Here is a 19,733-nt window from a genome sequence, read left to right as displayed (position 1 = left end):
TCGGTGCGCGCCTGAACCCCGCCTTGAACCGAGAGCGTTCGCGTCGAAGACTCCTCGTCTTCGGCCGCCTGCCCGAGCCGGGCTACGTCAAGACGCGCCTCCATCCCGAGCTGACGGGAGAGGGGAGCGCCGTCCTGTACGAGGCGTTCCTCGATGACGCCATGAAGCTCGCGCCGGACGGGGTGGCCGTGGAGTTGTGGGTCCCCGATCGTCCGGGGGCTCTGGAGCGGCTGAGTTCCCGGTACCCCGCGGCTCGCATCCGGCTGCAGTCCGGAGGTTCGCTCGGTGACCGGCTCGAGATGGCGTTCGCCTGCGTCTTCAACGAGGGCGCGGATCGCGCGGTCGCGCTCGGCAGCGACCATCCGACGCTCCCGGCCGATTTCGTCGTGCGGGCTTTCGAGTCCCTGGCGGATAGCCCGCTGGCCCTTGGCCCGAGCCTCGATGGCGGATACTACGCGGTCGGCCTGCACGAGTCGGCCTGGCCGCGAGCCGGTGGTCTCTTCGCCGGAGCCCCGTGGTCGACGTCCGGGCTGTTCGCCTGGACGCGCGCGCGCGCCGCGTCGCTGCGGCTCGATTGTGTGCAGTTGCCGCCGTGGTACGATGTGGACCGTCCGGCCGACCTGGCCCGCATGGCCGACGATTTGACCGAAGGGAGCGCGACGGCCGGAGCCTGGGCCCGGGTCGCGCCGCCGACGGCCGGAGGGGCGCGGTGATGGAACCGATCCGTGTCACGGTGGATCGGTCCGGGACGCCGGAATCGTCGCATCTCGTGTACGGCATCGTCCGCGAAACCGGGTCCTCCGGCCGCCGTCACGCCTTCGGCGATCCCCGATTGACGGCCTTCTGGCGTTCGTCGATGAAGCCGGTCCAGATCCTTCCGGCGGTGAGAGACGGCGTGTTCGAGCGTCTCGGGCTCGGGGCGGAGGCGCTCGCGCTGGCGTGCGCCTCCCATCATGGCACTCCGCGGCACCTGGCGATCGTGCAGTCGGTGATCGATGCGGCGGAGTTGACGCCGGAGATGTTCGCGTGCGGGCCGCATCGGCCGTTCGACGACGGGGCGGCCCGAGGGATGGATCGGGCGGGGCGCCTGCCGGGGAGGATCCACAACAACTGTTCGGGTCAGCATGCGGCGCTGCTGGCGTTCTGTGTCGCGCGCGGCTGGCCCGTGGCGGGCTACCAGGAACCGGAGCACCCGCTGCAGCGCGCGGTCCGCCGCGAACTCTCGGCGTGGCTGGGCGAAGATTGCGAACGCCTGCCCTGGGGGACGGATGGCTGCGGCCTGCCGACCCCTGCCCTTACCCTGCGGGACATGGCGCGGGTGTTCGCGGAGGTCGGCGCCTCGCCGGAGGCGGCCGTGCGGTCCGTTGTGACCGCGATGACGACGCATCCGACATTGGTGTCGGGTCCCACGGCGCTCTCGGCGAACCTGATGCGGGCGAGTTCGGGTCGGATCCTCGCCAAGGAAGGGGCGGAGGGAGTTTTCTGCCTCGCGAGCGCGGAGGGGGCGTGGGGCGCGGCCTTCAAGGTGCTGGATGGGGCCACGCGGCCGCTCGGGCCGGCGGTCGTGCACGCGCTGGCGACGCTGTCGTTGCTGGCGCCCGAGGAGATCGTCCACCTGGAGGGTTTCGCTCGCCCGGTGGTCCGGAACACATGCGGGAACGAGGTCGGGGTGCTGTCGGTGGAGGGGGAATCTTGTTCGTCGACGTAGCGAGAATACACGTCACGGGAGGGGCGGGCGGCGCGGGCGCCGTCGCCTTCCGGCGCGAGAGGGGGGTGCCCCGGGGAGGGCCCGCCGGCGGTCGGGGCGGAAACGGCGGCGGCGTCGTCCTCGTTGCCGATGGCCGACTCGACACGTTGCTCGACTACTCGTACCGCGAGCACTACAAGGCCGGCCGCGCCGGTCACGGGGAGGGGAAGAACCGGGATGGCGCCTCGGGAGAAGACCTTCGGCTGCCGGTACCTCTCGGGACGCTCGTGCGCGATGTGGAGACGGGAGAGCGGATCGGTGAACTGCTCGATGAGGGAGATGAACTCGTCGTGGCCCGCGGCGGCCGGGGGGGACGGGGCAACGCGAGCTTCGCTTCGCCCACCCGACAGACGCCGCGCGAATGGGAACCGGGGGAGTGGGGGGAGGAGCGGCACGTCGAACTCGAACTCAAGCTCATCGCCGACGTGGGTCTGGTAGGGGAGCCCAACGCGGGGAAGTCCACGCTCCTCGCCCGCGTCACGGCGGCGAAGCCCCGGATCGCGGAGTACCCCTTCTCCACGCTGACGCCCAACCTGGGGGTCGTGGGCCTGAGCGGGAGTCGCTCGTTCGTGATGGCGGACATCCCGGGCATCATCGAAGGAGCACACGAGGGGCGCGGTCTGGGCACGCAGTTCCTGCGGCACATCGAACGGACGCGCACCCTCGCCCTCCTCGTGCCGCTGGACGACGAAGATCCGCAGGCGACGTACGATCTGCTGCGCGAGGAACTGCGGGCGCATGACGCGGCGCTGGCCGGCATCTCGCACTGCGTGCTCCTGACGAAAGCCGATTTGAGTCCCGGCGCGCCGCAACCGCCGGTGTCGGTCGATGCTCCCGGGAGCTGGGGCCAGTTCACGATCTCGGCCGTGACGGGATCCGGCATCGATGGCGCGCTCGAGGGTCTCTGGGCGCGCGTGAAGAGGGAGAAGGAGGTCGCGGCGGAGGAGACCGAAGCGGACCCGTTCGAGAGCAGCGAAGCGTGGCGTCCGTGACGGAGAAGCGTTCGGCGGGGCAGCGTTCGGTGGCGGAGCGCGCGATGGATGGGGAACTGGCGGCGCTCGTCGTCCTGGCCCGCGCCCCCGGCATCGGGCTGCGTCGCGTCCGGCGTCTGGTCGACCGCCATGGCGGCGCGTCGAAGGCGCTCGAGGCGCTGCGCCGCCTCTCGCCGGACCAGCTGCGCGCGCTCCGCGGGGGCGGGCGGATTCCCGTCGCGAGAACGGCCGGAGCCCTCGGCCCTGCCGGCGAGGGGGGGGCGCGGTCGCTCCTGCGCGAAGCGCGGGCGAAAGGGCTCTGCGTGGCGGGATACACCGGCTGTGGGGAGGCCGCATATCCCGCGGGGCTGCGCGATCTCCTCGATCCGCCCCCCGTGCTCTTCCAGCGTGGCGCCGGGGTGCCGGATTCCGAGCGGACGATCGCGGTCGTCGGCACGCGGTCGGCTTCGTCCTACGGGCTGCGTACGGCATACACCCTGGGAAGGGAACTCGGACGCTGGGGCTGGACGGTCGTAAGCGGCATGGCGCGCGGCATCGATGCCGCGGCGCACGCCGGCGCCCTCGACGCCGGGGGGCCGACCATCGGGGTTCTCGGGACCGGGCACGATCGCGAATATCCGCCGGAGAACCGCGACCTGTACCGGAGGATGCGTTCGCACGGCATCCTGCTGAGCGAGTTCGAGCCGCGGACGCCCCCGACGCGTTCGGCGTTCCCGCGCCGCAACCGGGTGATCGCCGCCCTCGCCCGGGGCGTCATCGTCGTGGAGGCGGGTGGAAGGAGCGGTGCCCTGAACACGGCGGACCATGCGCTGGACCTGGGGCGTGAGGTGCTCGCGGTGCCCGGGCGGATCGATGATCCGGGCGCGGCCGGGTGCCTTCGCCTCCTCCGTCAGGGCGCCGGGCTCGTGGCCGGGGTGCAGGACGTGTTCGACGCCCTGGGCTGGCTGTGCCTCGAGCCGCAATCGCCGGAATTTCCGCAATCGCCGCAATCGGGAGAAGGCTCCGCCCCGGCGGTCGACGGGCCCTCCGGCGACCGGCGCCTGCTCGGAGCGCTGTCTCGGGGACCGCGCTCGCCGGATGAACTGGCCGTCGGCCTCGAGATGCCCGTCGCTAAGGTGCTTGGCGGACTGGGACAGCTGGAACTCGAAGGCTGGGTCGAGCGCCGGCCGGGAGGGAACTTCGCCGCCGTCCGGCGGCGGGGCGGCCGCTGATGTCCGGCCGGCGCCCGCCACGCTCCCTGTACGTGCACTTTCCATTCTGCGCGCATCGCTGTCACTACTGCGATTTCTCCGTCCAGCGCGCGTCCGCCCCGCCGGTGTCCCGCTGGCTGGCCGCGATCGAGGTCGAACTCGCCTGGTGGTTCGAGCGCAACGGATGGGATCCGGGGGACACACTCGACACGATCTTTGTCGGAGGCGGAACGCCTTCGCTGATGGGGGCCGCCGGGATGGAAGAGTTGGCCTCGCGAATCTCCGCCTGGTTCCGCATCGACCCCGCGCACACGGAATGGACGGCCGAGGCGAACCCCGCGTCCTTCGATGCGCGCCTCGGTTCAAGCTGGCGGGCGACCGGCGTGAACCGCCTGAGTCTCGGCGTGCAGGCCCTGGACGATGCGGTTCTGACGTGGCTGGGCCGGCTTCACGACCGGCGCCGGGCCACGGAAGCCGTCGCGGAGGCGAGCGACGCCGGATTCGAACGCGTGAGCGTGGACCTCATCTTCGGTCTCCCCCCGGAAGTGACGCGAGACCTGGAGGCGGAGGTGGAAGCCGTCGCCACGCTCGACGTGTCTCACCTGAGTCTCTACGGCCTGACCGTGGAACCTCGCACGCCGTTGGCCGAATGGATCCGCCTGGGCCGGGTGGGGGCGCCGGATGAGGAGCGCTACGCGAGCGAGTACCGACTCCTTTCGCGCGACCTGCGTGCGGCCGGGTATGAGCAGTACGAGGTGTCCAACTTCGCCCGGCCGGGAGAGCAGTGCCGCCACAACTGGTCGTACTGGAACCGAACGTCGTATCTTGCCCTCGGCCCGTCCGCGCATGGATTCCTCCCGCCGATCCGCAGTTGGAACGTCTTCCGCTGGGACCGGTATGAACGCGCGCTGCAGGAGGGCCGCGGCCCGCTCGAAGGCTGGGAACGCGTGGGGCCGGAAGAGGAGGAACTGGAACGGATCTGGCTGGACCTTCGTACGAATCGCGGATTGACGCCCGATTCCGTGCGCGAGATCTCGTCGGGCGGACTCGGCTTCGACGACTGGGCCGACGCCGGGTGGATGGAGAAGCGGAACGGACGCTGGATGGCGACGATCGAAGGCTGGCTCCGCCTGGACACGATCGCCGCCGAACTCGCCGGGGCCGAGAGAGCATGACCCTGCCAACACTGACAGAGCGCGAACGGGCCGTCCTCGCGGCGGTCATCGACTCCTTCATCCGCACGGCGGCCCCGGCCGGCTCGCGACGGATCGGGAAGGAGTACGCGCTCGGCGTGTCGCCTGCGACGATTCGCAACACGATGGCGGACCTCGAGAGGAAGGGCCTGCTGACCCACCCCTACACTTCCGCCGGACGGCTTCCCACGGACCTCGCCTACCGGTACTACGTCGACGCGCTCATGCGCTGGGGCAGCATCCGGCAGCGGGACCGGGCGACGATCGAACGCGAACTCGCGGACGCCGACACGGGCGGTGTGGAGGATCTCGTGGGCAAGGCGGCGCGTGTCCTCAGCCTGCTTACGGGAGAACTCGGCCTCGCGGTGGGTCCGACGCTCGCCACGGCCACGCTGGAGCGGCTTGAACTCGTGCCGCTTTCGAGCGAGAAGGTGCTCCTGGTGTTCACGATCGAGTCCGGCGTGGTTCGCACCGTGTACGTGGACGTGACGACCCGGGTGCCGCGGGAGACGCTCCAGGCGGTGTCGCGGGCGCTGAACGAGCGGTTGGCGGGCAGCGCCATCTCCGAGATCCAGGCGACGCTGCACGAGCGGCTGGGCGACCTGAGTTTCAACAACCGCGGCGCCCAGGAACTGATGAACATCTTCGTGCACAGCGGTCCTGACATCTTCGATTGGGCCCGCCGCGAGCGTGAGATCCACCTCGGGAGCGCCGCGGCGCTGACCGAGCAGCCGGAGTTTACGACGAGCCAGCGCCTGCGCGATCTCCTGCTCCTCACGGAGCGCCGGGAGCTGCTCGCCTCCGTGCTCGGGGACCGCGGCGGCTCGGACGGTCCGCATGTCACGATCGGAGCCGAGCACGGCCAGCCCGAGCTCGATGACCTGACCATCGTCACGGCCAACTATGTCGTCGGCAGCCTGCAGGGCACGGTCGGCGTGATCGGGCCCACGCGCATGCCGTACGACAAGGTCGTCTCCATCGTCGACTGGACCTCCGATCTTCTCACGCGGCTGACGCCGTGAGCGGACACCGCGACTACTACGAGCTGCTCGGCGTCTCCCGCGATGTCGACGCGGACGGGTTGAAGAAGGCGTACCGACGCCTCGCCATGGAGTACCATCCGGACCGCAATTCCGCATCCGACGCGGAGGAACGGTTCAAGGAGGTGACGGAGGCGTGGGAAGTGCTCCGCGACCCGGGGAAGCGCAAGCTGTACGACCAATACGGCGAGGCCGGCGTGCGGCGCGGCGGCGGAGGCGAGGCGCCGTTCTCCGGGTTCAACGACTTCTCGGACGCGTTCGACGTGTTCATGCGGGAGTTCGGGGGGGGCGGCTTCGGAGGCGGCGGCTTCGGCGACCTGTTCGCGGATGCGCGATCCCCGAACCAGCCGCGGCGCGGCTCGACCCTCAAGATCTCCGTCACGATCACGCTGGAAGAGGCGGCGGAGGGGGCCCGGCGCTCGCTCCGCGTCTCTGGTCTGGATGCGTGCGAGCGCTGCGATGCGACGGGCGCCGAACCGGGAAGCACGGCTTCAACGTGCGGGACGTGCCAGGGGGCGGGCGAGATTCGCATGGTCCAGCGCTCGATGCTGGGACAGTTCGTCTCGGTGCGCCCTTGTTCCGCCTGCGGCGGGGAGGGCACCTGGATCGCGGACGAGTGCCGCGACTGCGGGCGAACCGGGCATGTGCGGGTCGACCGCTCCGTCGACATCGAGATTCCCGCCGGTATTTCGTCCGACGACTACCTGAAGCTGCGCGGGCGCGGGAATGCGGGTCCGCGCGGCGGGCCGCCGGGGGACCTCATCGTGCAAGTGGAGGTCGAGCCGCACGACCGCTTCGAGCGCAGGGGCGATGACCTCGTTCTCGATCTGCCCGTCACGTTCTCCCAGGCGGCGCTGGGCGACGAACTCGACGTTCCGACGATCCTCGGACAGGCCCGGCTCAAGGTGCCCGCGGGAATCCAGGCGGGGCAGATCCTGAGACTTCGTGGGCAGGGGATGCCGCGGTTGCGGGCCGCCGGGCACGGGGACCAGCTGGTGCGGGTACACACATGGACGCCGAGCGAACTGTCCCGGCGCCAGCGCGAGATCCTGGAGTCGCTGCGGGAGGTCGAAGATGCGCCGCCCGAGCCGCGCCGCGGCGAGGATCCGAGCTTCTGGGAGCGAGTAAGGGCGGCGTTTACCGCGTAGCGGCCGCCGACGCGACGGCCGCGGCGGGCTGCCGCGCCATCCGTTCCTCGAGGCTCGCGAGAAGCCGATCGAAGGGGACGGCGAACTTCTCGACGCCCTCCGCCAGCAGCTGGCCCGTGACCGCGTCCAACTCGATCCCGACGGCAGCCAACTCCGCCATCGTGCGCCGGGCTTCGTCGACACCCTCCGTCAGCGTGCGGGCTGCGCGCCCGTGGTTCCGGAAGGCGTCGATCGTCTTCTCCGGCAGCGTGTTGACAGTCAGGTCGCCGATGAGCGGCTCGACGTACCTGACGTCGGAATACGCGGGGTTCTTCGTGCTCGTGCTCGCCCACAGCATGCGTTGCGGACGGGCGCCGCGCCCTGCGAGACGGGCCCAGCGGTCCGTGGCGAGCCGTCGCTGGAAGCCGACGTACGCGAGTTTCGCGTTGGCGATCGCCGCCTTGCCGAGCAGGGCCTCGCAGCGAGGGGGGTCGCCCTCCGGGGCATCGGCCAGCTCGCCGAGCTTCCGGTCGGTCAGCGCGTCGATCCGGCTCACGAAGAAGCTGGCCACCGAGGCGACATCGTCGACGGGGCGACCCGCGTCGAGCCGCTGCTCCAGCGCCTCGGTGTGCGCTTCGGCGACCGCCTCGTATGCCGCGATGGAGAAGAGGAGCGTCACGTTCACGTTCACGCCTTCGAACAACGCCTGCCGGATGGCCGGAACTCCGGCCGGAGTCCCGGGGATCTTGATGAGGACGTTCTCGCGCGCCACCTCATCGTGGAGGCGGCGGGCCTCCCGCACCGTGCCCTCCGTATCGTTCGCCAGGTGGGGGGAAACTTCGAGGGAAACATATCCGTCGACCCCTCCGGAGCTCTCCCACACGCCCCGCAGGACATCGCACGCGCCGCGCACATCGGCGATCGTGAGCCGGTCATAGACATCTTCGACGTCGAGCCCCTCGGCGGTGAACCGGGCGATGTCTTCGTCGTACTGCGCGCCGCGGGTGATGGCGTTATGGAAAATCGCGGGGTTCGACGTGACCCCTCTCAACCCTTCGGTCTCGACCCGGCGAGCCAGCTCTCCGTCGACCAGCATCCCGCGCGTGAGGTTGTCGAGCCAATAGCTCTGGCCGTGCTCCTGAAGTTGAAGCAGCGCGCTCATCTCTTCTCCCCTCCCGTCGTGTGTCTCGGATGTCCGATTTCAGGTGTCCGATTTCAGGTGTCGAGCTTCGATGTCCAGGACCTTCTGGAGCCGGCGTCGATGCCTCGGCTCGGCGGAGAAAGCCGCGCTCAGGAACGCGTCCGTGATCGCGCGTGCGAGGGCGATCCCGATCACGCGCTCCCCCATGCAGAGGACGTTCATGTCGTCGTGGTCGACCCCCTGCGCCGCCGAATACGTGTCGTGGCAGACGCCCGCCCGTACTCCCGGCACCTTGTTTGCGGCGATACAGACGCCCACGGCGGATCCGCAGATGACGATGCCCCGTTCCACGTCGCCGCGAGCCACCTGCTCGGCGACGGCGACGGCGAAGTCGGGGTAGTCGACGGAATCCGTGCCGTGCGTGCCGACGTCGACGATTTCGTGGCCCGCTTCGCGAAGCTCCGCGGCGAGCGCGTCCTTGTAGCCGACGCCCGCGTGGTCCGCGCCGAGCGCCAGCTTCACGCCGGGCGCTCCGCGGCCAGCGCCTCCAGGGCTCGCGCGACGAGGGCCTCCGCCGTGAACCCGAAGCGGGCGAAGTTGTCGGCCGCCGACGCGGACTGGCCGAAGCGGTCGATCCCGATCACGGCGCCGTCCGCCCCCACCCACTCCGTCCACCCGAGCGTGGCCCCGGCTTCGATCGCGACCCGCGGAACCCCCGCCGGGAGGACTTCTTCCCGGTATGCCCGCGGCTGCGCCCGGAAGAGTTCCCAGCTCGGAAACGAGACCACGCGCGCCGATACGCCCCGGGCCTCGAGGGCTTCCGCCGCTTCGACCGCCACCTGCAGTTCCGAACCGGTGCCGAGGAGTACGACCTCGAGGGGGCCGGGCTCCGCTCTGAGGACATAGGCGCCGCGGTCCACCCCGTCGCGGGCAGCGCCGGCCGCACGCTCGAGGTGGGGGACCTTCTGGCGCGTGAGCACGAGAATCGTGGGCCCGGAGCCGCGCTCGATCGCGACGCGCCACGCCTGAACGGTCTCCTCCGGGTCGGCGGGCCGCAGCACGACGACGCCCGGCATCGCCCGGAAGGAGGCGAGGTGCTCGATCGGCTGGTGCGTCGGCCCGTCGGCCCCCAGGCCGATCGAGTCGTGCGTCATCACGTAGATGTTGGGCAGCCCCATCAGGGCGGCGAGCCGCATCGACGGTCGGGCGTAGTCGGTGAACGTGAAGAACGTGGCGATGTACGGTCGGATGCCGCCGTGGAGGACAAGTCCGTTCGCGATGGAGCCCATCGCGTGTTCGCGGATGCCCCACCGCAGGTTGCGGCCCTCGGGCGCTTCCCTGGAGAAGTTCGGCGAGTCGATCAACGTATTGTTCGAGCCCGACAGATCGGCGCTCCCGCCGATGAGTTCGGGGAGGCGGGGAGCCAGCGCGCTCAGGATCCGGCCGGAGGCGGCCCTGGTGGCGATCGTGTCGTCGTCCGGGCCGAAATCCGGCAGATCCTCATCCCACGCCACCGGCAGATCCGACCGGACGCGGCGTTCGAGTTCCGCAGCCAGCTTCGGGTGCGCCGCGCGATAGCGCTCGAAGCGCTCCCCCCACTCCGCAGCGAGCGCTTCGCCGCGCGCGATCTGCCGACCCATGTGGCTCCGGACGGCGTCCGGCACGAGGAATGGAGGTTCCGCCGGCCAGCCGTATACCTCCTTGGTGAGCCGGATCTCCTCCTCGCCCAGCGGCGCGCCGTGCGCGGTGGCCGTGTCCTGCTTGTTGGGGGCGCCGTAGCCGATGTGCGAGCGGACGATGATCAGGGATGGACGGTCATCCACGCTCCGCGCGCCTTCGATCGCCGCATCGAGCGCCGCCACGTCGTTCGCGTCTCCGACGGACTGCACATGCCATCCCAACGACTCGAATCGCCCGCGCACATCCTCGGAAAAGGCGAGATCGATGTCGCCATCGATCGTGATCTTGTTGTCGTCGTAGAGCCAGAGGAGCTTGCCGAGTCCCAGGTGCCCGGCGAGCGAGGCGGCTTCGTACGAGACGCCTTCCATGAGGTCGCCGTCGCTGCAGATGACGTACGTCCGGTGATCGATGATCGAGTGGCCCGGCCGATTGAACACCGCCGCGAGGTGCGCTTCGGCGATCGCCATCCCCACCGAGTTCGCGACGCCCTGGCCCAGGGGGCCCGTCGTCGTCTCGACGCCGTCGACATGGCCGTACTCCGGATGGCCCGCCGTGCAACTCCCCGCGCGCCGGAAATTGCGGATTTCCTCCAGCGGCAGATCGAACCCGGTCAGGTGGAGAACGGCGTACTGGAGAATCGCCGCGTGGCCCGCGGAGAGCACGAACCGGTCCCGATCGAACCAGGCGGGATCTCGCGGGCTGTACCGCATGTGGCGCATCCACAGGGTGTACGCCACGGGGGCGAGCGCCATCGCGGTGCCGGGGTGTCCGGAGCCGGCTCGCTGGACCGCGTCCATGGCGAGCGTGCGGATCGTGTCGATGGACCGGGATTCTACGGAGGGACCCACGCTCGGAGCGGCGGACCCGGAAACGGCTTCGGCGGTCTTTGTCTCGTTCAATCGCACCCTCGCGCGAGTTGAATCGCCCTTGGCTGGCCCAATGCCGGGAAGCCGGAGGCCGCGCGAGACAACTCGTGCTGGGCGGGCCGCTTCGGCGCAGCGAACATAAGGGTTCGAGGCGCCGCCGGAAAAGGCTCCGTCGCGAAGCGCGCGACGTTGGTGGCGATGGCTCGCCGACGACGGATACGTTGCGCCTCGTGAGCGATCCAGAAGACGGCGCGGGCAGGGAATCGATACGGTGGCGGACGTCGTCGCGAACGTCGCCGCAGACGTTCTTCGCCGATGGCCTTGCGGGCCTGGAAGCCGGCGCGCGGGCCAGCCTCGCGAGCGATGAAGTTGGCCATATCCGTGCCGCCCGAATCCGGCGCGGCGGTCGTCTCGTGGTTATCGACGGCGCCGGGAGCCGCTGGGAGGCGGAACTCGCGGCACTGGACCGGCGCCGCGCAAGCTGTCGGCTGCTCGCTCCCCTCCCGCCGGAGCCCGCGCTCCCGCTGCACCTCTGGGCCCCCGTGGCGAATCGCGATCGTTCCCTGTGGCTCGTGGAGAAGGTCGTGGAACTGGGCGCCGCCACGATAACGTGGATCGAGTGGGAGCGGTCGCGTTCCGTGGCCGATGCCGGTCGCTCCGACGGCTTTCTGCGAAGGGCGGAAGGCCGCGCCAGGGCGGCGCTGAAGCAATCGGGCCGCGGTTGGCTCCCCCGGCTGGAAGGCCCCCTGACGCCCGCGGAGGCGTTCGGGCGCTATGGGCGCCAGGAGGGAGCCGGGTGGCTCGCTGACGCGGTGGGGCGGCCGCTGCGCGGCGGCGCGGTCGCCCGCGGATCGGAGGGGAGACCTGCCGGGCGCCCGCTGACCGTCGCGGTCGGGCCGGAGGGAGGCCTGACGAGTTCGGAGCGGCGTCGCTGCTCGGAGGCGGGCTTCGAGTCCGTTTCCCTGAGCCGGGCGACACTGAGGTTCGAGACGGCCGCGGTGGTCGCCGTCGCGTCGGCGGCGGCCATGCTGGCGGACGACGAAAACGAGGCAGATGACGAGGGGATGACATGACGGATTGCGTGTTCTGCGGCATCGCGTCGGGGGCGATCGGAGCGGAGATGGTCGCCGAGACCAACGAATGGGTCGCGTTCCGGGATCTCGAACCCCAGGCCCCGGTGCACGCGCTCGTCGTCCCGCGGGCGCACGTGTCGAGCCTCGCGGCGCTGTCGGAGGGGCCGCTCGGAACGCAACTCCTGCTGGCGTGCGCGGCCGTCGCGGGCTCGGAGGGGCTGGACGGCGGGTACCGCATCGTCACGAATGTCGGCGAAGACGGCGGCCAGGCGGTTCCGCACCTGCACTTCCACGTGCTGGGCGGTCGCCGCATGGGCTGGCCGCCGGGGTAATTGCCGTGGATCACGCGCTCAGGGTGATCGAGTTCGACCGTGTGCTGGCGGCGGTCGGCGAACGCGCCGTGTCGGAAGCGGGTCGCACGGCCGTGCGCGGGCTCCGGCCGCTTCCGGATGCGGCATCCGCCGGCCGCTCGCTCGCGGCGGTGCACGAACTTCGAGAGCTTCTCGGGAGCGGAGACGGGTGGGTGCTGGACCCGATCGCGCCGCTGGACGGGGCCCTCCGGCGGCTCGCGATCGAAGACGCGGCGCTGGAGCCCCCTCAATTGCTCGCGTGCGGACAGGTGATGGCTGTCGCTCGCGCCGTGCGGCGACTGGAGGCGCGCCTGGATCCGGATGGCCTCCCGGCGGAGCACGTGAGCCGGTTGTGGGGGGAGGCGGCCCTCGAGAAGCGGATTGCCCGCACCTTCGATGCGACGGGCGGGGTCGCGGACGGAGCCTCTCCGGAGCTTCGGCGCCTTCGTCGAGCGCTCGCCACGCGGCGCGGCCGGCTCGTCGACGAACTCACGCGCTACGCCCGCTCGCTTCCCGAACGCGTTCGCGTGCCCGACGGCTCGGTGACCGTCCGGAACGGCCGCTACTGCATCCCCGTACGCCGCGAGGGAAAGGGGATCGCGGGCGGTCTCGTACACGACGCGTCCGCCAGCCGCCGGACCCTGTTCGTCGAGCCGTCGCGCGCCATCGAGGCGATGAACGAGATCCGCGAACTGGAACTCCGCGAGGCTCGCGAGGTGGACCGGATTCTGCGGGACCTTTCCTCTGCCGTGCGCGCCCGCGCGCCCGACCTCGCCACCTCGTATGCCGCCCTCGTGGAGTTGGATTCGCTGCGCGCCCGCGCCCTCTTCGCCGGCGAGATGGACGCATCGCCCCCGGCCTTTGTCGAGGCGGCCTCCGAAGGGATCCACATCCGTGGCGCCCGTCATCCTCTCCTCGCCCTCGATGCGGGCGGAGCGGTCCCGTTCGACCTCGATCTCTCGGCGGGAGAGCGCGTCCTCCTCGTGTCGGGCCCGAACGCGGGGGGAAAGACGGTGTTTCTCAAGACGCTCGGCCTGCTGTCCGCGCTCTCGCAGAGCGGGGTCCTGCCGCCGCTCGGCGGCGGGAGCCGGATCCCCTTCTTCCGTCGCTTCTTCGCGGTCATCGGAGACGAACAGTCGATCGAGGCATCGCTCTCCACCTTCGGCGCGCAGGCGCGTAACCTGGCCGAGATTCTGGACGAGGCGGGAGACCGGGACCTCGTCCTCTTCGACGAGATCGGCAGCGCCACGGACCCGGCCGAGGGGGGCGCGCTTGCGGCGGCGTCGCTGGGGCGGCTGGCTCGGCAGGCGCGTCTCACGGTGGCCACGACGCACCTCGGCGACCTCAAACGCCTCGGCGACGAAAAGGCCGCGGCCGTGAACGCCTCGCTGGAGTTCGATGGAACCCGGCTCGAGCCCACGTACCGTCTCGTAAGGGATCGGCCCGGCCGCAGCTACGCACTCATCATCGCGGCGCGGCTCGGGGTCCCCGAAGACGTCCTCGCCGATGCGCGCGACCGACTCGGGCCGGAGCACGTCTCGCTGGACACGCTCCTCGCCCGCCTCGAAGCCGACCGGGGCGAGGTCGAGGACCTTCGCGCCCAACTCGAGCGCCGGGCCGGAAAGACGGCCGAGCGCGAACGCGACCTCGCGTCCAGGGAGACCGCGCTGGCCGATTCCGAGCGCGCCGCCGCTCGCAGCCGGGAGGCGGAGCGGCTGGCGGCGCTGCGCGAGGCGCGAGAGCGGGTGGAGGCAGCGATCTCCCGTCTCGAGGCCGAATTCGCCACGGGGGATGAGGCGCGCCGACGGGAGGCGAAGCGGGCCGCGCGGGGGGAAGTCGAACGGGCCCTCCGGGCGTCTTCCCGCGCGGTTCGCGCGCTGGGCGAGTCCACGCCTCCATCGGCCGCGCCAACGGTGCGAGCCGGCGATGCCGTGCGGTGGAACGCGTCCGACCGGCCGGCGCGCCTCGTCGAGATTCGGGAGGATCGCGGCCTCATCGAGGTGGGCGAATTGCGGCTGACGGTACCGCTGCGGGACCTGACTCCCCATTCTGCACCGGAGACGCGTTCGTCGACCCGTCCGTCCCGGTCGGCCGGGGTCCGCGAGGCCGGCCGATCGTCGCCGAGCCGACCGGATTTCCGCATCGCCACGGAGATCGATCTCAGGGGCCTGCGCGTCGACGAGGTGGAGGGAACGCTCAACCCGGCCGTCGATGCGGCCGTGGTCGGCGATCTCCCGTGGCTCAGGGTCATTCATGGAAAGGGAACGGGAGCGCTGAGGGAAAGGGTCGGACAATTGCTGGCCGCGGATCCGCGGATCCGGCTCTTCAGGACCGGTGAATCGAACGAGGGAGGCACGGGCGTCACAGTCGTGGAATTCGATTGAACGCGGGGTGCGCGCGGTGCATCGGATGACGGGGCGCTCCGGCTCGGGGGTGGGCTCGTGGTGAGCGACGGCCTCGTCGAGGACATCCGCGCACGGGCGGACCTTCTCGAGATCGTGGGAGAGCACGTCCAGCTTCGACGATCGGGCAAGAGCTACCGCGGACCCTGCCCCCTGCACGGCGGGGACGGCCCGAACTTCGCCGTCGACCCGCAGCGCCAGATCTTCAAGTGCTTCGTCTGCGGGGAGGGCGGGGACGTCTTCGGCTTCATGATGAAGCATCTCGGGTTCGAGTTCCCGGAGGCGGTGCGCCACGTGGGCGCGAGAGTCGGGATAGAGGTTCCCGACCGGGAGGAGCGACGCGAGGATCCGCACGCGCCGCTGCGCGGAGTGCTCGCGTTCGCGGCCGAGTGGTTCCAGGGGCGGCTGCGCGAACCCGCCGGGGCCGGCGCGCGCGACTATCTCCAGGGGCGCGGACTGTCGCTGGAGGAGGCGCTCGACTTCGGGGTCGGCTACGCGGACGACGAGTGGCGGGCGCTCCGGTCCGCCGCGGCTCGACACGGGATCGAGGAGCGGACGCTGCTCGAACTCGGGCTTCTTGCAACGAGCGAGAGAGCCGAGGAGCCGTACGATCGTTTTCGCGGGCGTCTCATGTTCACGATCCACGACCTGCGCGACCGGCCGGTCGGCTTCGGTGGCCGCATCCTCGACGCCTCTTCCGAGGCGCCCAAGTACATCAACTCGCCCGAATCTCCCGTCTTCCACAAGGGGGAGGAACTCTACGGACTCAACCGGGCCCGGCACGCCATGCGGCGCGAAGGCCACGCCGCGATCGCGGAAGGGTTTACCGACGTCATCTCGCTGCACCGGGCCGGCCTCGGCTTTGCGGTCGCCGGGCTGGGGACGTCCTTCACCGGGGACCAGGCGCGCCGCATCGGCCGGTACACGAAACGGGCCTACCTGCTCTACGACAGCGACCTCGCCGGGCTGCGCGCGACGTTCAGAACCGGAGACATCCTGCTCGCCGCGGGCATCCACCCGATGGTCGTGTCGCTCCCTTCCGGCGAAGATCCCGATTCCCTCATCCGCCGGGACGGTCCGGCCGCCATCCGGCACCTCCTCGACGATGCCGTGGACCTTCTCGAGCGCAAGCTCCAGATCCTTCGCCGCGAGGGATACCTCGACCGGGTGGAGGGGCGGCGGCGCGCGGTGGACGGCCTGCTCAGCACGCTGAGGGCGGTCTCCGATCCGGCGCTCCGCGACATCTACGTGGACCGGGCGGTGGAAGGACTGGGGATCCGGCGCGAGACGCTCGTGGACGAGGTCGCGCGCCTCGAGAGTTCGCGGCTTCGCCGCCATTCCCCGGCCGCCCGCGCGGTACGCCCCGGTCGCGGACCCTCTCCGGCCCCGCGGACGGAGCACGATTTTCTTCTTCTGCTCGTTCGCGACCCGGGGCTCGTGCGGCAGGCCGTGCGCGTCGGACTCGCCCCCGATCACATGTCCGACCCGCGGGGCCGGGAACTGTTCGAGATCCTGTCGGCGGCATCGGACGAGGGCGTCGATTCTCCGGATTGGACGTCCGCCTCCGCCGACGCGGGGGAATTGGCGAAGGCGCTTCGAGAGTCCGACCGGGAGCTGCCGGACGCCGCTCGGGTATTCGATGCCGTGGTGCGCCGTCTCCTCTATCGACGGCATCGTGAACGGATCGAGGAGATCGGTCGCGCGATCGAGCTTGCGGAGCCGGAGCAGCAACGTCGATTGTTGGGTGAGAAACAGGAACTCGTGCGCGAACTTCGTGCCGCGGGCGAGTCCGGGGCCTTCATGCCGGCAGCCGAAGCGAGACGCCGGCAGACTACGGCCACGCAGTGACCACAGCCGGGGAGAGTATGCAAGCGACCGATATCGTCGAGGAGTTACTCGCTCTTCAGGAAATCGATCACAGGATCCTGAAGATAGAAGATGAACTCGGGAGTTTCGGCCGGGAGGTGGCCGAACTCCGGGAGACCGTGGAGACGCTGGAGTCGCAGGTCATGCGGATCCGGGCGGAACTGGAGGAAGCGGACGGTCGGGTGCGACAATTCCACCGGGCCGTGGAAGCAGGCAGAGCGACGCTCAAACGTCTCGAGGCGCGCTCCGTCGCAGTCGCGAACATGCAGCAGCATCTCGCGGTTCGGAGCGAAACGGACACGGCCCGGCGCAACCTGCGGGCGGCCGAAGATGACCAACTCGACGCGATGCAGGACGTGGAGACCGCGCGCGAGACGCTGCACTCGGCGGAAGCGGAACTGGGGGAGGCCGCCGCGCAGTTGGCGGAACGGAGCGCCGCCGTGGAGGAGCTGCGCGCCACTCTGGAGGGGGACCTTCGGCACTGCGGCGACAGCCGGAGAACGCAGGAGAGCCGGCTGGACCGCCGGGCGCTGCAACTGTACCGCACCGCGGGTGGGGGAGGGCGCGAGGCGGCGCTTGCCGAACTCACCGGCGACGGGGTGTGCGGCCGGTGCTACACGGCGATACCGAAGCAGCGGCAGGCCGAGATCCGGGCGCGGCGGCACCTCGCCGTCTGCGAAGGTTGCGGGATCATCCTCTACCCGGGGTCTCTCGTCTGACGCGCCCCGTCAGTTGAGGCTTCGCATCATTGCGGGCGAGCTGGGCGGCCGCTTCATCGACGCCCCCCGTGGACGGCGCACCCGTCCCACGGCCGAGCGCGTGCGGGAGGCCTGGTTTTCCGCGCTTGCCGGCGACGTCGATGGCGCCCGGGTCGCCGACCTCTACTCCGGCTCCGGGGCGCTGGGAATCGAAGCGTTGTCCCGAGGTGCGGCGCACGTCCATTTTGTCGAGTCGGACCGCCGGGCGGTGGCGCTGCTGCACCGCAATGTCGCGACGCTGGATCTCGCGGACCGATCGCGGGTGGTGCGCGACGATGCGGTCGCTTGGGTCGACCGTCTCGACGAACCGGCAGACTCGGCCGGCCCTGGCGCGCCCCTCGACCTGGTTTTGGCCGATCCACCGTATGCTTCCACCGGCGGCGCACGCCTGGTCGAGCGCTTCCGGGCCCGTCCGTTTGCCTCGCAGCTGTGGGTCGAGCACGGTCCCGACGCCGAGTGGGCGGCGGCGGCCGACTGGACGCGGGCATACGGTGACACCTGCGTCAGCCGGTTCCGGGCCGCTGCCGGCGCGTCAACCCGAACACTCTGACGAACACTCTGACGAACGCTCTGACGGGGAACTCGATGAACAATGCCGTCGCCGTGTACCCGGGGTCTTTCGACCCGCTGACGGTCGGACACGAGGACATCGTACGCAGGAGCCTGGGGGTCGTGGACCGGCTGATCGTCGCCGTGGCGGAGACGGCCACACAGGCCAAGTCGGGACTGTTCGAGATCGAGGAACGCGTCGACCTGATCCGCGAAGTGTTCGCGGACGAACGCAGGGTCGAGGCGACCTCCTTCTCCGGCCTGCTCGTGGATTTTGCGCGCTCCCGCAAGGCCCGGATCATCGTCCGCGGGCTGCGGGCCGTGAGCGACTTCGAGTACGAGTTTCAGATGGCGCTCATGAACCGCTCGCTCTGGCCCGAAGTCGAGGTGCTCTTCATGGCCCCCTCCACGCGCCACACGTTCCTGAGTTCCTCGCTCGTCCGCGAAGTCGGACGCCTGGGCGGCGATGTAACGGACTTCGTGAGTCCGATCGTGAAGGCCCGCATGGACCGCGTGTTCGGGCGCGACGCGTAGGTGACGCCGCCGACCCGGCCCCGTTTCATCGACGGGCTGAGGGCGCGGGCAGCCACCCTCGAGCGGCGCATCGGCTTTCCGGAGGCGGACGAGGCCCGCACCGCGCTGGCGATCCGCCGGCTGCGGGAGGAAAAGTGGGTGCGTCCGGTCGAGATCGGCGCCGGCGCGGGTGGCCTCGCGAAGGCCGCGCAACGCCTCGCGGCGGGGGAACTGGACGGGGTTGTGGCGGGTGCCGTGCATGCGACCGCGGACGTGATCCGGGCCGGCCTTAGGGTCGTCGGCCTGGCCGACGGAGTCGAGACGGTCTCCGCCGCGTTCCATATGGTCTTTCCTGCTCCCGGCGAGCGGGTGCTCACCCTCACGGACACCGCCGTCGTCCCGGCGCCAACCCCGGCCCAGATGGCGGAAAGCGCTTCGGCGGCCTGCGACGCGCACCGAGCCGTTGCGGCAGAGGAACCGGTCGTCGCGTTTCTCTCGTATTCCACTCTCGGCTCCGCTGCGGGGCCGGCGGTCGAGCATGTGCGGGAGGCGCTGGACAACTTCCGCCGCCGCCGACCCGAAATCGCGGCGGACGGGGAACTGCAGGCCGATGCGGCGCTCGTCCCGGACGTCGCGGCGCTGAAGGCTCCCGGATCTCCGGTCGCCGGCCGCGCGAACCTGCTCGTCTTTCCCGGCCTCGACGCTGCGAACATCGCGTACAAACTGCTCGAGCGATTCGGTGGAGCGCGCGCCCTGGGGCCGATCGTTCAAGGACTGCGACGGCCGCTGAACGACCTCTCCCGCGGCGCCTCCGTCTCCGATATCGTGGATGTCGCTTGCATCACGGCCCTCATGTCACCCGGGAGCGAAGGATGACGTTTTCGATCGAAACGTTGGGAACCAGTACCCTCGTCGCCGTGGGCGGCCAGCTCACGATCAACAACCGCGGCGAATTCAAGGAGCGCGTGCTCGCGCGCGTCGCCGATGGGGACACCGACTTCGTGATCGATTTCAGCGAGGCCGACTACATCGATTCCTCCGGCTTGGGGGTACTCGTCAGTCTCTCCAAGCACATCCGCGACGCAGGGGGCCGCCTGACGCTGGCCGGGCTGAACGAGGATCTGCAGCGTCTCTTCGCCCTGACCAGACTGGATTCGCTGTTCGAAATCGTCGAGTCCAGGGCGGCCGCGCTCGGCGAGTCCTGACCCGAGTCGCAGTGCCGGAATGAGTTCCGGGATGAGTCAAG

Annotated in this window: 19 protein-coding genes; 16 read left to right on the top strand and 3 right to left on the bottom strand. The window is 70.5% G+C overall.

What is annotated here, in order from left to right; translation table 11 throughout:
* Nucleotides 1–23: 23 nt before the first annotated feature.
* Genes ACOGXI_RS04770 through dnaJ form a run of 7 tightly spaced genes read left to right on the top strand, consistent with a single transcriptional unit; the run spans nucleotide 24 to nucleotide 7,310 of the window.
* A complete protein-coding gene (locus ACOGXI_RS04770) occupies nucleotides 24–713 on the top strand; it encodes a TIGR04282 family arsenosugar biosynthesis glycosyltransferase (protein ID WP_419937739.1) in 690 nt (229 codons plus the stop codon).
* On the top strand, nucleotides 713–1,708 hold the full coding sequence (locus ACOGXI_RS04765) for an asparaginase (RefSeq protein ID WP_419937738.1): 996 nt from the start codon (nucleotides 713–715) through the stop codon (nucleotides 1,706–1,708). Before ACOGXI_RS04770 ends, ACOGXI_RS04765 begins: the two co-directional genes overlap by 1 nt.
* The gene (gene obgE / locus ACOGXI_RS04760; protein WP_419937737.1) at nucleotides 1,693–2,739 is read left to right on the top strand and encodes a GTPase ObgE; all 1,047 of its coding nucleotides are present in this window, start codon (nucleotides 1,693–1,695) and stop codon (nucleotides 2,737–2,739) included. Before ACOGXI_RS04765 ends, obgE begins: the two co-directional genes overlap by 16 nt.
* Complete coding sequence (dprA, locus tag ACOGXI_RS04755) at nucleotides 2,736–3,950, top strand: DNA-processing protein DprA (RefSeq protein ID WP_419937736.1); 1,215 nt, start codon at nucleotides 2,736–2,738, stop codon at nucleotides 3,948–3,950. The genes obgE and dprA overlap by 4 nt, the downstream gene beginning before the upstream one ends.
* The gene (gene hemW / locus ACOGXI_RS04750; protein ID WP_419937735.1) at nucleotides 3,950–5,104 is read left to right on the top strand and encodes a radical SAM family heme chaperone HemW; all 1,155 of its coding nucleotides are present in this window, start codon (nucleotides 3,950–3,952) and stop codon (nucleotides 5,102–5,104) included. Before dprA ends, hemW begins: the two co-directional genes overlap by 1 nt.
* Nucleotides 5,101–6,144 carry a heat-inducible transcriptional repressor HrcA gene (hrcA, locus tag ACOGXI_RS04745; RefSeq protein ID WP_419937734.1) on the top strand — a complete coding sequence of 348 codons (1,044 nt, stop codon included), beginning with the start codon at nucleotides 5,101–5,103 and terminating at the stop codon, nucleotides 6,142–6,144. The genes hemW and hrcA overlap by 4 nt, the downstream gene beginning before the upstream one ends.
* Entirely contained in the window at nucleotides 6,141–7,310 is a 1,170-nt protein-coding gene (gene dnaJ / locus ACOGXI_RS04740) for a molecular chaperone DnaJ (RefSeq protein ID WP_419937733.1), read from the top strand. The genes hrcA and dnaJ overlap by 4 nt, the downstream gene beginning before the upstream one ends.
* On the opposite strand, the gene tal is transcribed toward dnaJ, so the two are convergent.
* The 3 genes from tal to tkt are packed head-to-tail and all read right to left on the bottom strand — an operon-like array spanning nucleotide 7,300 to nucleotide 11,009.
* Nucleotides 7,300–8,451 carry a transaldolase gene (gene tal / locus ACOGXI_RS04735; protein WP_419937732.1) on the bottom strand — a complete coding sequence of 384 codons (1,152 nt, stop codon included), beginning with the start codon at nucleotides 8,449–8,451 and terminating at the stop codon, nucleotides 7,300–7,302. The two genes, dnaJ and tal, sit on opposite strands and share 11 nt — an antisense overlap.
* A gap of 39 nt (nucleotides 8,452–8,490) precedes the next feature.
* Nucleotides 8,491–8,952: a ribose 5-phosphate isomerase B gene (gene rpiB / locus ACOGXI_RS04730; protein ID WP_419937731.1), complete on the bottom strand. Its 462-nt coding sequence runs from the start codon at nucleotides 8,950–8,952 to the stop codon at nucleotides 8,491–8,493.
* Nucleotides 8,949–11,009: a transketolase gene (gene tkt / locus ACOGXI_RS04725; protein WP_419937730.1), complete on the bottom strand. Its 2,061-nt coding sequence runs from the start codon at nucleotides 11,007–11,009 to the stop codon at nucleotides 8,949–8,951. The genes rpiB and tkt overlap by 4 nt, the downstream gene beginning before the upstream one ends.
* A gap of 197 nt (nucleotides 11,010–11,206) precedes the next feature.
* Between tkt and ACOGXI_RS04720 the strand changes: the two genes are divergently transcribed.
* Genes ACOGXI_RS04720 through ACOGXI_RS04680 form a run of 9 tightly spaced genes read left to right on the top strand, consistent with a single transcriptional unit; the run spans nucleotide 11,207 to nucleotide 19,692 of the window.
* Nucleotides 11,207–12,049, top strand: coding sequence for an RsmE family RNA methyltransferase (locus ACOGXI_RS04720; RefSeq protein WP_419937729.1), 843 nt, complete (start codon nucleotides 11,207–11,209; stop codon nucleotides 12,047–12,049).
* The gene (locus ACOGXI_RS04715; RefSeq protein WP_419937728.1) at nucleotides 12,046–12,381 is read left to right on the top strand and encodes an HIT domain-containing protein; all 336 of its coding nucleotides are present in this window, start codon (nucleotides 12,046–12,048) and stop codon (nucleotides 12,379–12,381) included. The genes ACOGXI_RS04720 and ACOGXI_RS04715 overlap by 4 nt, the downstream gene beginning before the upstream one ends.
* Nucleotides 12,382–12,386: 5 nt before the next feature.
* Nucleotides 12,387–14,783, top strand: a complete 2,397-nt coding sequence (locus ACOGXI_RS04710) for an endonuclease MutS2 (protein ID WP_419937727.1) — start codon at nucleotides 12,387–12,389, stop codon at nucleotides 14,781–14,783.
* 60 nt (nucleotides 14,784–14,843) lie between these two features.
* Nucleotides 14,844–16,649: a DNA primase gene (gene dnaG / locus ACOGXI_RS04705; protein WP_419937726.1), complete on the top strand. Its 1,806-nt coding sequence runs from the start codon at nucleotides 14,844–14,846 to the stop codon at nucleotides 16,647–16,649.
* 17 nt (nucleotides 16,650–16,666) lie between these two features.
* The gene (locus ACOGXI_RS04700; protein WP_419937725.1) at nucleotides 16,667–17,386 is read left to right on the top strand and encodes a zinc ribbon domain-containing protein; all 720 of its coding nucleotides are present in this window, start codon (nucleotides 16,667–16,669) and stop codon (nucleotides 17,384–17,386) included.
* 13 nt (nucleotides 17,387–17,399) lie between these two features.
* Nucleotides 17,400–17,975, top strand: coding sequence for a 16S rRNA (guanine(966)-N(2))-methyltransferase RsmD (gene rsmD / locus ACOGXI_RS04695; RefSeq protein ID WP_419937724.1), 576 nt, complete (start codon nucleotides 17,400–17,402; stop codon nucleotides 17,973–17,975).
* Nucleotides 17,976–18,010: 35 nt separating this feature from the next.
* Complete coding sequence (coaD, locus tag ACOGXI_RS04690) at nucleotides 18,011–18,508, top strand: pantetheine-phosphate adenylyltransferase (RefSeq protein ID WP_419937723.1); 498 nt, start codon at nucleotides 18,011–18,013, stop codon at nucleotides 18,506–18,508.
* Nucleotides 18,509–19,363 (top strand): phosphate acyltransferase, encoded by an 855-nt coding sequence (locus ACOGXI_RS04685; protein WP_419937722.1) that lies wholly within the window; start codon nucleotides 18,509–18,511, stop codon nucleotides 19,361–19,363. It begins immediately after the preceding gene.
* Nucleotides 19,360–19,692 carry an STAS domain-containing protein gene (locus ACOGXI_RS04680; RefSeq protein ID WP_419937721.1) on the top strand — a complete coding sequence of 111 codons (333 nt, stop codon included), beginning with the start codon at nucleotides 19,360–19,362 and terminating at the stop codon, nucleotides 19,690–19,692. Before ACOGXI_RS04685 ends, ACOGXI_RS04680 begins: the two co-directional genes overlap by 4 nt.
* The last annotated feature ends 41 nt before the right edge of the window (nucleotides 19,693–19,733 follow it).

This window comes from Candidatus Palauibacter sp. (assembly GCF_965208055.1).
Taxonomy (GTDB): domain Bacteria; phylum Gemmatimonadota; class Gemmatimonadetes; order Palauibacterales; family Palauibacteraceae; genus Palauibacter.
This window is presented reverse-complemented; position numbering and strand designations above follow the sequence as displayed.

Excerpts from the sequence above, each read along its gene's own strand:
- ACOGXI_RS04765 (WP_419937738.1), top strand. The coding sequence starts at position 713 with ATGGAACCGATCCGTGTCACGGTGGATCGGTCCGGGACGCCGGAATCG.
- hemW (WP_419937735.1), top strand. The coding sequence starts at position 3,950 with ATGTCCGGCCGGCGCCCGCCACGCTCCCTGTACGTGCACTTTCCATTC.
- hrcA (WP_419937734.1), top strand. The coding sequence starts at position 5,101 with ATGACCCTGCCAACACTGACAGAGCGCGAACGGGCCGTCCTCGCGGCG.
- tal (WP_419937732.1), bottom strand. The coding sequence starts at position 8,451 with ATGAGCGCGCTGCTTCAACTTCAGGAGCACGGCCAGAGCTATTGGCTC.
- ACOGXI_RS04715 (WP_419937728.1), top strand. The coding sequence starts at position 12,046 with ATGACGGATTGCGTGTTCTGCGGCATCGCGTCGGGGGCGATCGGAGCG.
- ACOGXI_RS04700 (WP_419937725.1), top strand. The coding sequence starts at position 16,667 with ATGCAAGCGACCGATATCGTCGAGGAGTTACTCGCTCTTCAGGAAATC.
- coaD (WP_419937723.1), top strand. The coding sequence starts at position 18,011 with ATGAACAATGCCGTCGCCGTGTACCCGGGGTCTTTCGACCCGCTGACG.
- ACOGXI_RS04680 (WP_419937721.1), top strand. The coding sequence starts at position 19,360 with ATGACGTTTTCGATCGAAACGTTGGGAACCAGTACCCTCGTCGCCGTG.